A 13,419-nucleotide genomic window follows, 5' to 3' on the forward strand; every position below is an offset into this window, starting at 1 on the left:
GATCAGGCGGTGGTGACCGGTGTGGCGGGGGGATTGGCGTTCCGCGGCATGGCGGGGGGCTTCCGCGCAGGTGCTCGCAGTACGGTGAACGCCACCGCGAAGGCCGCCACGATGAGCCCCGTTCCGACGGCGAAGGCCAGGTGGTAGCCGCCGGTCAGCGCCTCGGCCCGGCCCTTGCCCCGGGCGATCAGGGCGTCTGTGCGGGAGGCGGCCAGGGTGGACAGCACCGCGACGCCCAGCGCCATGCCGATCTGCTGGGTGGTGTTGAACAACCCGGAGACGAGACCGGCCTCGTCCTCCTTCGCACCGGACATGCCGAGGCTGGTCAGCGCCGGGAGCGCCAGCCCGAAACCGGCGGCGAGCAGCATCACCGGGAGGAGGTCGGGGACGTACCGGGCGTGCACGGGGACGCGGATGAGCAGGCCGAGAACGCCGGTCAGGAGGGCCAGCCCGGTCAGCAGCACCGCGCGGTCGCCGAAGCGGGCGCTGAGCCGCGCGGAGACGCCGAGGGACACCGCGCCGATGGCGATGGCGGCCGGGAGCATGGCCAGACCGCTTCCGGTGGCGTCGTACCCCAGCACATTGCGCAGATAGAGGGCGACGAGGATCTGGAACGAGAAGAGCGCGGCCACCATCAGGAGCTGGACCAGATTGGCCCCCGCCACCCCGCGTGACCGCAGGATCCGCAGGGGCATCAGCGGGGTGCGGGCGGTGGCCTGGCGGACCAGGAACAGGGCGATCAGGAGGATCGAGACGGCGCCGAGGACGAGTGTGCGCGCCGCCGTCCAGCCGTGGTCCGCCACCTTGACCACGGTGTAGATGCCCAGCATCAGCCCGGCCGTGACGAGCAGGGCGCCGAGGACATCGGCACCGGCCGCGAGGCCCGGCCCGCGGTCGGCGGGCAGGACGGGTATGGCGACCGCGAGCGTCAGCAGTCCGATCGGCAGATTGATCAGGAAGATCCAGTGCCAGCTGAGCGCGTCGGTGAGGAGGCCGCCGAGTACCTGGCCGATCGACGCTCCGGCGGCGCCGGTGAAGCTGAACACGGCGATCGCCTTCGACCGTTCGGCGGGTTCGGTGAAGAGTGTGACCAGGATGCCCAGGCTGACCGCGGAGGCCATCGCGCTGCCGACCCCCTGGAGGAACCGGGCGGCGATCAGCACCGCGGGGGAGGTGGCCACGGCCGTGAGCAGCGAGGCCGCGGTGAACACCGCGGTGCCGGTCAGGAACACCCGCTTACGGCCGATGAGATCGCCGATGCGGCCGCCGAGCAGCAGCAGGCCGCCGAACGCGATCAGGTAGGCGTTGACGACCCAGCTGAGCCCGGCGGGGGAGAACCGCAGATCGCTCTGGATGGCGGGCATGGCCACCGTCACGATGCTGCCGTCGAGGATCACCATCAGCATGCCGGTGGCGATGACCCCGAGGGCCAGTTGGCGTGAAGGGGGGATGCGAGGAGACGTCGGGGTGGATGAGGTGGCGGACATGCGGACACTCCCGTCAGTAGGCGCGACAGGAGTGACCGTAGCAGATGGTTTTGTTGCAGACTATTTGTTTCGGCTCTACTTGGCGCGTGGTGTGACGGGCCGCGCGGGTGTCTCCGCTCTACTTCTCGCGCTGCCGCGCCCTCCGGGCCGGGCGGGGGCTCTCGGCGGGCGTGGCCAGATGTCCCTCGGACAGCCGGGTCAACGCCCTTACCAATGCGGCGCGTTGGGTCTCGGGGAGTGCCGCCAGTGCCTCGCGGTGGACGCGGTCCACGATCTCCTGGCTCCGCTCGGCGATCCGCGCGCCCTCCTCGGTGACCGCGATGATCCGGGCCCGGCGATCGTGGGTCGAGGCACGCCGCTCCGCGAGGCCCGCCTTCTCCAGGGCGTCCACCGTCACCACCATCGTGGTCTTGTCCATGTCGCCGAGCTCGGCGAGCTGCGCCTGGGTGCGCTCCTCCTCCAGGGCGTGGACCAGTACGCAGTGCATGCGCGCCGTCAGCCCGATCTCGGCGAGCGCGGCCGACATCTGGGTGCGGAGGACGTGGCTGGTGTGGTCGAGGAGGAACGACAGGTCGGGTTCGGTCTTGGTGGGCGCCATGGCGGTCATGTGGCCCAGGGTAACAATTCGATCCGTACTGGATTATCCGGAACAGTCCATATGGATGGGTTGGGGCCAGGGGTCAGCCGTTGCGGTAGAGGGTGGTCAGCAGCTCGACCGCGGTCTGGGTGGCGGGGTGCGGGTCGTCCCGCCACCAGGCGAGGCGTACCGCGATCGGCTCGGCGTCGCGGACCGGCCGGTAGGCGATTCCGGGCCTCGGATACTGGTTGGCGGTGGACTCCGCCGTCATGCCGACGCAGCGGCCCGCGGAGATCACGGTGAGCCAGTCCTCCACGTCGTGGGTCTCCTCCGTGGCCGGCCGGGAGTCGGGCGGCCACAGCTCCGCGGTGGTGGTGCCGGTCCTGCGGTCGACCAGCAGGGTGCGCCCGCTGAGGTCGGCCAGCCGGACCGAGCGGCGCCTGGCGAGCGGGTCGTCGGCGGCCACGGCGCACAGCCGCCGCTCCAGTCCGACGATGGCGGAGTCGAAGCGGCGCTCGTCGAGCGGTCTGCGCACCACGGCCAGGTCGCAGGCGCCCTCCGTCAGCCCCGCGGTGGCGGAATTGACGCGGACGAGGTGCAGCTCGGTCTCGGGATACGCCTGGGCCCAGCGGCGCTGGAAGGCGGGGGTGTGACGGCCCAGCGCGGACCAGGCGTAACCGATCCGCAGATGGGCGTGGCCCGATACGGCCTCCCGGATCAGCCCTTCCACCTCGGCCAGCACCCGCCGGGCGTGTGCCACCACGCGCAGCCCGGTGCCCGTCGGGGTCACCTCACGGGAGGTGCGCCGCAACAGCCTTGTCCCCAGGGCGCGTTCGAGCGCGGCCAGGGCCCGGGACACGGCCGCCTGGGAGACGCCGAGCGCGATGGCGGCGTCGGTGAAGGTGCCCTCGTCGACGATCGCGACGAGGCAGCGCAGTTGCCGCAGTTCCACATCCATACGGCTAGCGTATAGACAGAGCGCTGAACGCATTTTGCGCATGCATGGGGCGGGCGCACGATCGACGCATGCGACTCGCCCCCGCGTCACGCACCCCGTCCCCACGAGCGACCGAAACCGCACACCGCACCGCGCCGACCCCTGCCGACTCCGACCTGGGGCAGGGCCTGGACTCGAGCCTGGACCCGAGCCTGGGGCAGGGCCTGGAGCAGGGCGTGGCCCCTGACCTTGATCAGCGGCCGACCGGACGGCGGTTCGCCGGTGTGGCCACGATGATCGGCAGTGGGCTCTCCAACCAGACCGGCGCCGCGATCGGATCCCAGGCCTTCCCCGTCATCGGCCCGATCGGGGTCGTCGCCGTCCGCCAGTACGTGGCCGCGATCGTCCTGCTGGCCGTCGGCAGGCCCCGGCTGCGGAACTTCACCTGGTGGCAGTGGCGGCCGGTGGTGGGGCTCGCCGTGGTGTTCGGGACCATGAATCTGTCCCTGTACAGCGCCATTGACCGCATCGGCCTCGGGCTGGCGGTGACCCTGGAGTTCCTCGGCCCGCTGTGCATCGCGCTCGCCGGCTCACGGCGCCGCGTGGACGCCTGCTGTGCGCTGGTCGCGGCGGCCGCCGTGGTGACCCTCATGCGCCCGCGCCCCTCGGCCGACTATCTGGGCATGGGGCTGGGGTTGCTGGCCGCCGTGTGCTGGGCGTCGTACATCCTGCTCAACCGCGCCGTGGGGCGGCGGGTCCCCGGCGCCCAGGGGTCTGCGGCGGCCGCGGGGATCTCCGCGCTGATGTTCCTGCCGGTCGGGATCGCCGTCGCCGTCCACCAGCCGCCGACCGTGAGCGCCGCGGCGTACGCCGTCGTCGCGGGCGTCCTCTCCTCGGCCGTGCCGTACCTCGCGGACCTGTTCACGCTGCGCCGTGTGCCCGCCCAGGCGTTCGGGCTCTTCATGAGCGTCAACCCCGTCCTGGCCGCACTGGTCGGCTGGGTCGGTCTGGGGCAGAGCCTGGGGTGGACGGAGTGGATCAGCGTGGGCGCCATCGTCGTGGCCAACGCGCTGAGCATCCTCACCCGGCGCGGCTGACTGACCAGCGGGGGTGGCCCGGTGACTCGGCTGACCTGGAGCCGGGGGGACCCGGGGGCGGAGGAGCGCTCTGCCCCTGGGCCACCGCTCAGCCCCCGGGCCCCTGTTCCGCCCCTGGGCCACCGCTCAGCCCCAAGCCACAGCTCCGCCCCCGGGCCCCTGTTCCGCCCCCGGGCCACCGCTCGGCCCCCGAACCACCGCTCAGCCCCCGGGCCCCTGCTCCGCCCAGGCCACCGCTCAGCCCGCGGCCTCGAACAGCGCCTCCGTGGCGGCGATCGCCTCGGCCAGGGCGGTGGGCTCCGGCCGCAGCCCCGCCACGATCGTGTCGATGGCACGCAGGTCCGCCCGCTGTAGGAGCCGCTTCTCATTGGTGACCCACTCACCGCGCGCCGCCAGCACCGCGTGCGCCGTCTGGAGGGCGGCGGTCGCCAGCGCCCCCGCGACCTCGGTGGCCTGGCCACGTCCCACGTACGCGGCCGAGGCGTACCGCAGGGTCAAGGCCGCGCGCCCGCGCCACATCGGGGGCGCCGCCTCACGCAGCGCCGCCGGGTACTCGGGGCGGGGCAGGGTGCCCCGCAGCACCTGGTTGAGGGCGAGTTCGGCCACCACCAGATAGCTGGGGATGCCCGCGAGATGGAACATCAGCGGTTCCCAGTGGAAGCGGCCCTGCCGTGATGCGGCGAGTTCGTGTTCCACCACCTCGAGGTCGCGGTAGTGGATGTCCACGCGCCGTCCGTCGATCGTCAGCCAGGCGCCCCCGTTGAAGACACCACCGCCCCACTCGCCGAGCTCGGAGACCTCGCCCTCCCAGCCCACGGCCCGCAGCGTGGCCGGGTCGAAGCCACCCCGGTAGTACAGGGCCAGGTCCCAGTCGCTCTCCGGGGTGTGGGTGCCCTGCGCACGCGAGCCCCCGAGGGTGACGGCGTGCACGGCGGGCAGGGCGGCCAGCCGCTCGGCGACATCGTCGAGGAAGATGTCGTCGGTCATGAGGAACGTGTCGTCGGTCATACGGATCCGATCGTGTGAAGTGAATGACGGGTGCCGCGGGCACACCGAACACACGCCGGAGCACGGGCTCCAACGGCGGCGTCCATACGGATCGGTGTGCCGGGTCATCACTCCATGACGCCGACCTTACCGCCCCCGTCAGGGGGCGGCAGCGGCCAGGGGTATCAGCCCTTCACCAGGCCCAGGCGGAACAGGCTCTCCGCGGTGTCGAGGATGGTCGTCACCGGGTCGCGCGGGGTCCAGCCGAACACGGAACGCGCCTTCTCGGTGCGCAGGATCGGTACCCGCTCCGTCACGCCGACCGCTTCCCGCGCTCGTTCGTCGTCGAACTCCCGCGTGGGCACCCGGGCGGCGCGCTCGCCGAGGTGTTCGGCCAGCACCCGGGCGATCCACAGGAGGCTGACGGCCCGGTCGCCGCTGGCGAGGAAGCGCTGTCCGGCCGCGGCGGGATGCGTCATGGCCCGGAGGTGGAGCTCGGCGACATCGCGTACGTCCACCATGCCGAAGTGCGCGCGGGGGACGGCCGGCATCTCCCCCTCCAACATCGCCCGGATGTGTTCCGTCGAGGCGGACAGCCGGGGGCCGAGCGCCGGACCGAAGATCCCGGTCGGGTTGAGCACCGTCAGTTCGAGGCCGTCCCCCTCCTTCGCCACGAAGTCCCAGGCGGCCAGCTCCGCGATGGTCTTCGAGCGGATGTAGGGCGGGTTGTCGTCCTCGGGGTCGGTCCAGTCGCTCTCGTCGTACTCGGCACCGTCCTTGTGGCTGTACCCCACCGCGGCGAAGGAGGACGTCATCACGACCCGCTTCACACCCTGGTCCCGTGCGGCCCTCAGCACACGAAGGGTGCCGTCCCGCGCGGGGACGATCAGCTCGTCGGCGTTGTCCGGCTGGACGGAGGGAAACGGCGACGCGACGTGGTGGACATGGGCGCACCCCGCCATCGCGTCGTCCCAGCCGTCATCCGTGGTCAGGTCGGCGCTGACGATGTCGAGCCGCCCGCCGGGATCGACACCGGAGGCCGCGACGGCCGACCGGACGCCGGCGGCGGCGCTCGTGGCCGAGCCGTGTGAGCGGACCGTGGTGCGGACCCGATGGCCGCTCCGCAGCAGGCCGCTGATCACGTGGGTGCCGACATAGCCGCTGCCTCCTGTCACCAGGACGAGTTCGCCACTGGTGGCGTCGCCACGGGTGTCGGCGCCGGCATCAGCGGACACGGGGGTTGTCCTGCTTTCCATGGGGTGCTTCGGATCCCTTCCAAGTGTGTTTCCCGTAGCCGTGTTTCTCGTAGCTGTATGACTCACGGCTGAAGCGCGTCGTTTCTCACGGCTGAAGCGTGTCGATGACGTCCGTCAGTTCTTCGATCGCCCGGTGCTCGGCACCGGCGTCGGCGCGCTCGCGCGCGTCCCACATGTCCGCCTTGAGCCGCAGATAGCGCAGGCGGACCTCCATGAGCGCGATCTCCCGCTCCAGGCGGTCCGCGTTGCGTTGGAAGAGGTCACGCAGGGGAGCCGCGCCCCGCGCGCCCTCGTCGAGGTGGCTGAGGTAGGCACGCATGTCCCGCACGCTCATGCCGGTGGATCTCAGGCACCCCAGCGCCTTGATGGTCTCCACCACGCGGGGGTGGTAGCGCCGGTGGCCACTGTCCCGGTCGCGGTCCACGGCGGGGATCAGGCCGATCTTCTCGTAGTAGCGCAGTGTCGGCTCCGAGAGGCCACTCAGCCTCGACACCTGCTGGATGGTCATCGGGGAGCCCCGGACCTCGGTCTCTGCCTCTGTCGCCGTCATATGACGAGCATCCGACACTTGAAGCGCTTGAGGTCAAGTGAGCTCGTCATGTCCTTGAGGGCAGCTGAACGCTCGAGATCAGGTGAGCGCTCGCGATCAAGGGTGCCGATCGGCCCTCGGCGCCGCCGCGGAGGCGGCGGGCGGGGGAGTGGGCGCACCCGGGCGCTTCCCGGCCGTGGCGACGGGGATGTCGCGCATGAGGAGCAGTGCCCCGAGGGCGAGGAGCCCGGCGGCGCCGCCGCTCCAGGCGACGGTGGAGCCGATGGCCGTGGCGGTGGGCGCGGCCGCGCCGGAGTGGCCGATCAGGGACTGGGCGCCGGCCGGGCCGACCGTGCCACCGAGCTGCTTGGTGAGCGCGGAGCCCGCGGTGGCGGTGCCCATGTCCGCACGCGGGACGGCGCTCTGGGTGGCGATGGTGAGCCCGCCCATGGCCGGTCCGGCGCCGAGCCCGACGAGCAGCAGCAGAACGGACGTCAGAGCGAGAGGCGTCGTGGCCCGCAGGGCGACGAAGGCGGCGGTACCGGCGGTGAGCAGCCCCGCGCCGATCAGCAGGACCGGCTTGACGTGCCCGATGCGCAGCACGGTGGCGGCGGTGAGCCGGTTGCCCAGGGTCATGCCGATGAGCAGGGGGAGCAGCAGCAGACCGGAGGCGGTGGCCGAGTGGCCGCGGATGTGCTGGAAGTACGGCGGCAGGAAGATCCCCACCGGCAGCGCGGCGACCTGGAAGAAGAAACCGGCGGTCAGCAGGGCGGTGTAGGTGCGGTGCCGGAACAGCCGCAGGGGCAGGACGGGGACGGCGGCCCGCCGCTCGACCGGTATGAGCGCGGCGAGCAGTGCCAGACCGCCGAGCAGACAGCCCAGCACGGCCGGGTCCGTCCAGGAGGGCGCGTGTCCGGCGGTCGTGTTGCCCTTGAGGCTGAGGCCGGTCAGCGCGAGCGAGAGCCCGGCGGCGAGCAGGAGGATCCCCGCCACGTCGAGCCGGCCGGACGGCGGGGTGGCGGGACGGCGGTCGGGCAGGGCCAGGGCGATGACGGCGCCCGCAACCAGCCCGAGCGGGAGGTTGAGCCAGAACGCCCAGCGCCAGCCGATGTGATCGGCGAGTAACCCGCCGAGGAGCGGGCCGCCCACCATGCCCAGGATCATCATGGCGGCCATCGCCGTCTGCATCCGGATCAGGCCCTGGGGGCGGGACGGCGGGTGGAGGCCGTGCCTTCGTCACCATGCCCCGCACCCTGGAGGTCCTCGACAGCCGTGGTCTGGCCGACGACCTCCTGGCCGAGGCGAACACCACCGAAGCCGTCCACCTGTTCGCGGGCGCCAAGCTCGATCTGACGCATCTGCCCTCTCGCCATCGCTACGGGATGATCACCCCGCAGACCAATGTGGACCAGGCGCTCGAACGCTACGCCCGGGACCAGGGCGCCCAGGTGCTGCGCGGCGCCGAGGTCACCGGCCTCGCACAGGACGCCGACGCGGTCACCGTCACCGCGCGCCCCAACGGCGGCGGGCCCGCGGCCACATGGCGAGCCCGGTACGTCGTGGGGGCGGACGGGGCGCACAGCACCGTCCGCGACCTCCTCGGCGCCGACTTCCCCGGCAAGACGGTCCTGACCTCCGTGGTGCTGGCCGATGTCCGCCTCACCGACGGCCCGGCCGGAAACGGGCTCACCCTGGGCAACACCCCCCAGGTCTTCGGCTTCCTCGTGCCGTACGGGAAGGCGCGCCCCTGCTGGTACCGGTCGATGACCTGGGACCGCCGCCACCAACTGCCCGACAAGGCCGCCGTGGAGGAGACGGAGGTGACCCGGGTACTGGCCGAGGCCATGGGGCGCGACGTCGGAGTCCGTGAGATCGGCTGGCACTCCCGGTTCCACTGCGATGAACGCCAGGTGCGCTCCTACCGGCACGACCGGGTCTTCCTCGCCGGGGACGCCGCCCATGTGCACTCCCCGATGGGCGGCCAGGGCATGAACACCGGCATCCAGGACGCGGCCAACCTCGCCTGGAAACTCGACCTCGCCCTCGGCGGCGCCGACCCGGCCATCCTGGACACCTACCACCGGGAGCGCCACCCCGTCGGCGGCCGTGTCCTGCTCCAGAGCGGTGCCATGATGCGCGCCGTCACCCTCAGGCCGCGCCCGGCGCGGTGGCTGCGCGACCATCTGGCCCCGGCCCTGCTGGGCGTCGGCCCGGTGCGCGACACCATCGCCGGAAGCTTCACCGGCGTCACCCTGCGCTATCCGCGCGGACGGCGACGGCACGCACTGGTGGGCACCCGCGCGACCGAAATCCCCCTCGTCGAGGGCCGGTTGACCGAATTGCAGCGGGCCGGTGGCTTTCTGCTGATCCGCGAGCAGGGCGCCTCGCGCGTCGACACCACGGTGGCCCAGGCCGAGCGCACCGACTCCGGCCCCGCCCTGCTGGTCCGCCCCGACGGTTATATCGCCTGGGCCGGACCCGGTGTCCGTACGGACGGCTCCGACGGCTGGCACACCACATGGCGGACCTGGACCGGCCCGGCCGCCGAAGCGGCACGCGCCGGGCGCTGAACAGCGCGTGCGGAGATGGCGCCGGGCGGGCGGCCCGGCGCCGACGCCCTCATCCGTTCCCCGCCGACCGCCCGGCGGACAGGGAGCCGGGCAGGGCAGTGGCGGCCGGCTCCCCGGACCGTTCCCTGCGGAAGAACCGGAGCAGCGACGGGCCGCCCCGGAAACACCACAGCGCGATGACCGGATCGCAGATCGCACAGCCCAGCGACGAGCCATGGGCGAACGGGACGATGGGATTGCCCTTGATGTGGTGCACGATGTCCCAGGCGGTGTGCAGCAGCCAGCCGATGCCGATGAAGGTCCACGACTCCAGGCCACGGTAGGCCACATAGGTGGCGACCACGGTGAAGGCGAACTCCCAGCCGTCCAGGCCGCCGCCGCTGAGGTAGGCCGCACCCGCTCCGCCGACCATGATCGCGTTGAAGCGCCGGCGGTGCGGTTCGCGGATCAGGGACATCAGGAGCGCGTAGAGGAGTCCGATGAAGACCGGAGCGATGTATTGGATCATGCCGAAGAACTTCCTGCGGGTGACGGAACGTTGGCCGCCCGGCCGGCGGCGGTTCATCACGCTAGATCCGTCCCCGGCCGCTCCACAGGACCATTCCCGACACGTTCCAACGGATAATCGCCGGGGTCACGGCCTCCGCCCGGCCGCGCTCAGGGCCCGGTCACACCAGCCGCCACAGATGGTCATCGGTTCCGTTGTCGTCGTACTGCACCACCTGGGCACTGTTGGCGGTGGACATGCCGTCGACCCCCAGCACCTTCTGGCTGTTCTTGTTGAGGACGCGGAACCAGCCGTCGCCGTTGTCCACCTTCCGCCAGAGGTGATCGACCGTGCCGTTGTCCTCGTACTGGACGACGATGGCGCTGTTGGCGGTGGACATCCGGTCGACGCCCAGCACCTTGCCGCTGTGGCCGTTGCGGATCAGGAACCAGCCGTCGCCCCGGTCGATCCACTGCCAGGCATGGTCGCCCGTCGGTGTGTTGTCGAACTGCACCACGCGGGCGCTGTTGGCCGTGGACATCTCGTCGACGGCGAGCACCTTGCCGCTGTGCTTGTTGAGCAGGCGGCGGAAGGGCGGCTCCGGGGTCCACGCCCGGCCGTCCGGCGAGGCCGTGGGAAAGCAGGTGATACGCAGCCGGGCGGCGCCCATGGGGATGAGGGTGACCGTCTCCGCCGGTGTTTCGGCCCGGGCCGGGCTCTGCTGTAGCGGGGTGACCACATGCTCGTCGTCCGAGACCCACTCGGGGATGCGGCGCGCCTGGGCGGTCATGCGGACCGGGGTGCCCTCGTGGGTGAAGGGGTTGGCGGCGAGCGGGCCGTCGTCGTGGGTGAGGACGGGGAGGGCGCCGGGGGCGAGGCCGTAGTTCCACGGTGTGGTGGCGTGCACCTCGTACTCGGGGAAGGTGTCCGTACCGGCGTAGCGCACGAAGTCCTCGCCGATGCGCAGGGAGTACGTCAGCGGGCCGTGGTCGACGCTGACCGCGCCGTGCCGCGCCGACCAGGTCCGCAGGGTGGTGCGCTGCGGCAGGCGGATCGTCACCACATCGCCGTCCGTCCAGCTCCGGTCGACCCTGACGAAGGCCGGGCCGCCGCGCGCGGCCACCGCCCGGCCGTTGACCTCGATCCGGGGGTTCTCGCACCAGCCGGGGACACGGAGATGGAGCGGGAAGGCCACCTTCTCGGGGGTGGACAGCGTGAGTGTGACGGTCTCGTCGAACGGATAGTCGGTGTCCTCGGTGACGGTGACCGTCGTACCGCCCGCCACCTTCGCGGTCACCTCACAGGCGGCGTACAGGGAGGCGGCGAGCCCCTTGTCGGGCGTGGCCAGCCACAGCTCCTCGCTGAAGTACGGCCAGCCCATGCCGTAGTTGTGCGGACAGCAGCGGTACTGGTCGACGCCCGGCTGGTACGACTGCATCGCGAAGCCGTTCTGGAACTGCCCCTGCGACTTCACCGCGTTGTTGAGATCGATGCTGTTCGCGCTGGTGATGTAGTGGGTGCCGGTGCCCTGGGGGTCGAGTGCGGCGGGCAGCATGTTGAACGCCAGGTCCTCGCAGCGGTCGGCCCACACCGGGTCGCCGGTGATCCGGGTCAGCAGCTCATGGCTGGCCATGAACTCGACGATGCCGCAGGTCTCGAACCCCTGCCGGGGGTCTCCGAAACCCGGGCGGTAGTTCTCGTCCCCGGCGAAGCCACCGCCCGGGAACTGGCCGTATGCGCCGAGCACCGACGCATAGGCGCGGTAGGTCGCCTGTCTGAGCTCGGCGGAGCCGGTCAACTGGGCGTACTGGGCGGGCTCGCGGAAGCCCTGGGCGATATTGACGTTGTGCGGGGTCGGGATGGTGTCGACCCAATTGGCGCCGTACGTGTGCATCTTCCGGACGAGGTCGAGAAGGAACGCCTCGCCGGTGCGGCGGTGGAGCCATATCGCGGTGTCGATTCCGTCGCCCCAGCGGTAGGAGACCCAGCTGGAGTCGAAGGCGCCCGGCCCCTGTGCGTTCATGAAGCGCAGGAAGCGGGTGAGGAAGGGGACGACGCGCTGGTCGCCGGTGAACTCCTCATGGGTGCGCAGAGCCATCAGGAGGGGGAGGAACGGCCAGAAGTCGGGGCCGCCGTTCAGCTTTGTCCGCAGGGAGCGCGGCCCGAAGGAGCCGTCGCTCTGCTGGGTGGCGAGGATGGCGTCGATCCATCGGCGGGCGTTGGCGAGCGCCGCCTGGTCGCGCGTCGCCACCGCCAGCGGGACATAGCCGCGCAGCCAGTAGGGCACCTCCTCCCAGCCGTCCCGGTCCGGGTGGGTCCACCCGGTGGCGTTGATGTCGAGGAAGTGCGAGCGCTCCTCGTACCGGCCGCAGAGGCCGTGGAGTTGGAGGCGCAGCTGCTCGGCCAGCCAGCCGCGCGGGGTGATGCTCCCGGACGGGAGCCGGTCGAAGGCGTCGGGCAGCGGGGCCCTTGGCCGCCGGGCCGGGGATGCGGCGGCGTCCGTGGCCAGGTGCCCGGCGAGCGCGGGGGCGCCGAGGGTGAGGACGCTGGTGCGGAGGAAGCGACGTCGGTCGAGGGGCATCGTGCGGCTCCTGTCGGTGGGGTGCCGAGGAAGACGGGTGGTGCCTGACATCGTTGTCGCGCATCACAGCACGCCATCGGCGCGCTGTCCATAAGTTCGACAGGCCGCCCTGCCCCGGTGGGCTCTATGCTGAGCGCGATGTCCGCACCTCAGGGCCAGGGCCCCACCTTCCCCGAACTCGTCGTCCAGGCGCTGTCCTCCGTCGAGCGCGGCTACGATCTGCTGGCCCCGAAGTTCGACCACACCGCGTACCGGACACCGGCCTCGGTGCTGGACTCCGTGACCGGCGCCCTGCGCCCGCTCGGCCCCTTCGGCAGCGGCCTCGACGTGTGCTGCGGGACCGGCGCGGGCATGGGCGTACTGCGCCAGGTGTGCCGGGAGCGGATCACCGGCGTCGACTTCAGCGCGGGCATGCTGGCCGTGGGCCGGGAGCGTACGCGGACGGTGCCGGACGCCCCGCGCACGGACTGGGTACGCGCCGACGCGCGCGCCCTTCCGTTCGGGCCGGTCTTCGACCTGGCGGTGAGCTTCGGGGCGTTCGGCCACTTCCTGCCGCGCGAGCGGCCCGGGCTCTTCGCCCAGGTCCACTCCGTGCTCCGCCCGGGCGGCCGGTTCGCCTTCCCGATCGTGGCACCGGCCCGCCCGGGGTCCCGGCCCTACTGGTCGCTCCTGGCGTTCGACACCGCGATGCGGGTGCGCAACGCGGTGTGGCGGCCGTCCTTTGTGATGTACTACCGGACCTTTCGGCTCGGGGATGTGTGGAAGGAGCTGCTCGGGGCCGGGTTCGAGGTCGAGCTGCGAGCCCTGGAGGACCTCGGCCGCCGGGCGGACGGCAGCCCGCGCTGCCGGCTGGTGGTGGCCACCCGGCCGGTGTGAGCGGGCCGCACGCCACGGTTGTTGCCCGGCGCGAT

12 protein-coding genes are annotated in these 13,419 nt (G+C 71.9%); 3 read left to right on the forward strand and 9 right to left on the reverse strand.

The window, feature by feature from the left end; translation table 11 throughout:
- Window positions 1-2 precede the first annotated feature (2 nt).
- The 3 genes from KHP12_RS45575 to KHP12_RS45585 all read right to left on the reverse strand — a co-directional run bounded on the left by KHP12_RS45575 (window position 3) and on the right by KHP12_RS45585 (window position 3,022).
- Window positions 3-1,487, reverse strand: coding sequence for an MFS transporter (locus tag KHP12_RS45575; protein WP_086881562.1), 1,485 nt, complete (start codon window positions 1,485-1,487; stop codon window positions 3-5).
- 118 nt (window positions 1,488-1,605) lie between these two features.
- A complete protein-coding gene (locus KHP12_RS45580; protein WP_086881563.1) occupies window positions 1,606-2,094 on the reverse strand; it encodes a MarR family winged helix-turn-helix transcriptional regulator in 489 nt (162 codons plus the stop codon).
- 73 nt (window positions 2,095-2,167) lie between these two features.
- A complete protein-coding gene (locus KHP12_RS45585) occupies window positions 2,168-3,022 on the reverse strand; it encodes a LysR family transcriptional regulator (protein ID WP_211834577.1) in 855 nt (284 codons plus the stop codon).
- A gap of 68 nt (window positions 3,023-3,090) precedes the next feature.
- Here KHP12_RS45585 and KHP12_RS45590 point away from each other — a divergent pair, with 68 nt between their 5' ends.
- Window positions 3,091-4,098, forward strand: coding sequence for an EamA family transporter (locus tag KHP12_RS45590; protein ID WP_372455277.1), 1,008 nt, complete (start codon window positions 3,091-3,093; stop codon window positions 4,096-4,098).
- Between the two features lie 237 nt (window positions 4,099-4,335).
- On the opposite strand, the gene KHP12_RS45595 is transcribed toward KHP12_RS45590, so the two are convergent.
- The 4 genes from KHP12_RS45595 to KHP12_RS45610 all read right to left on the reverse strand — a co-directional run bounded on the left by KHP12_RS45595 (window position 4,336) and on the right by KHP12_RS45610 (window position 8,058).
- Entirely contained in the window at window positions 4,336-5,106 is a 771-nt protein-coding gene (locus tag KHP12_RS45595) for a nucleotidyltransferase domain-containing protein (protein ID WP_208652977.1), read from the reverse strand.
- 164 nt (window positions 5,107-5,270) lie between these two features.
- Window positions 5,271-6,320, reverse strand: a complete 1,050-nt coding sequence (locus KHP12_RS45600) for an SDR family oxidoreductase (RefSeq protein ID WP_244202754.1) — start codon at window positions 6,318-6,320, stop codon at window positions 5,271-5,273.
- 106 nt (window positions 6,321-6,426) lie between these two features.
- Window positions 6,427-6,891 carry a MerR family transcriptional regulator gene (locus tag KHP12_RS45605; protein WP_051573824.1) on the reverse strand — a complete coding sequence of 155 codons (465 nt, stop codon included), beginning with the start codon at window positions 6,889-6,891 and terminating at the stop codon, window positions 6,427-6,429.
- Window positions 6,892-6,987: 96 nt separating this feature from the next.
- Entirely contained in the window at window positions 6,988-8,058 is a 1,071-nt protein-coding gene (locus KHP12_RS45610) for an MFS transporter (RefSeq protein ID WP_211834578.1), read from the reverse strand.
- A 53-nt stretch (window positions 8,059-8,111) separates the two neighbouring features.
- On the opposite strand from KHP12_RS45610, the gene KHP12_RS45615 reads away from it, so the two are divergent.
- Window positions 8,112-9,440, forward strand: a complete 1,329-nt coding sequence (locus KHP12_RS45615; RefSeq protein ID WP_086881567.1) for an FAD-dependent monooxygenase — start codon at window positions 8,112-8,114, stop codon at window positions 9,438-9,440.
- Window positions 9,441-9,489: 49 nt separating this feature from the next.
- On the opposite strand, the gene KHP12_RS45620 is transcribed toward KHP12_RS45615, so the two are convergent.
- On the reverse strand, window positions 9,490-9,945 hold the full coding sequence (locus tag KHP12_RS45620; protein ID WP_244202756.1) for a DUF6010 family protein: 456 nt from the start codon (window positions 9,943-9,945) through the stop codon (window positions 9,490-9,492).
- A gap of 163 nt (window positions 9,946-10,108) precedes the next feature.
- Window positions 10,109-12,508, reverse strand: a complete 2,400-nt coding sequence (locus KHP12_RS45625) for a beta-L-arabinofuranosidase domain-containing protein (RefSeq protein ID WP_086881568.1) — start codon at window positions 12,506-12,508, stop codon at window positions 10,109-10,111.
- Window positions 12,509-12,646: 138 nt separating this feature from the next.
- Here KHP12_RS45625 and KHP12_RS45630 point away from each other — a divergent pair, with 138 nt between their 5' ends.
- Window positions 12,647-13,384, forward strand: a complete 738-nt coding sequence (locus tag KHP12_RS45630) for a class I SAM-dependent methyltransferase (RefSeq protein ID WP_086881569.1) — start codon at window positions 12,647-12,649, stop codon at window positions 13,382-13,384.
- Window positions 13,385-13,419 lie beyond the last annotated feature (35 nt).

Origin of the sequence: Streptomyces asiaticus, from assembly GCF_018138715.1 — a bacterium.
Taxonomy (GTDB): Bacteria; Actinomycetota; Actinomycetes; order Streptomycetales; family Streptomycetaceae; genus Streptomyces; species Streptomyces asiaticus.

Bases quoted from the DNA above. Each gene is read 5' to 3' on its own strand.
- KHP12_RS45595 (WP_208652977.1), bottom strand. From the start codon at position 5,106: ATGACCGACGACACGTTCCTCATGACCGACGACATCTTCCTCGACGAT.
- KHP12_RS45610 (WP_211834578.1), bottom strand. From the start codon at position 8,058: ATGCAGACGGCGATGGCCGCCATGATGATCCTGGGCATGGTGGGCGGC.
- KHP12_RS45580 (WP_086881563.1), bottom strand. From the start codon at position 2,094: ATGACCGCCATGGCGCCCACCAAGACCGAACCCGACCTGTCGTTCCTC.
- KHP12_RS45575 (WP_086881562.1), bottom strand. From the start codon at position 1,487: ATGTCCGCCACCTCATCCACCCCGACGTCTCCTCGCATCCCCCCTTCA.
- KHP12_RS45630 (WP_086881569.1), top strand. From the start codon at position 12,647: ATGTCCGCACCTCAGGGCCAGGGCCCCACCTTCCCCGAACTCGTCGTC.
- KHP12_RS45625 (WP_086881568.1), bottom strand. From the start codon at position 12,508: ATGCCCCTCGACCGACGTCGCTTCCTCCGCACCAGCGTCCTCACCCTC.
- KHP12_RS45605 (WP_051573824.1), bottom strand. From the start codon at position 6,891: ATGACGGCGACAGAGGCAGAGACCGAGGTCCGGGGCTCCCCGATGACC.
- KHP12_RS45585 (WP_211834577.1), bottom strand. From the start codon at position 3,022: ATGGATGTGGAACTGCGGCAACTGCGCTGCCTCGTCGCGATCGTCGAC.
- KHP12_RS45615 (WP_086881567.1), top strand. From the start codon at position 8,112: ATGCCCCGCACCCTGGAGGTCCTCGACAGCCGTGGTCTGGCCGACGAC.
- KHP12_RS45590 (WP_372455277.1), top strand. From the start codon at position 3,091: ATGCGACTCGCCCCCGCGTCACGCACCCCGTCCCCACGAGCGACCGAA.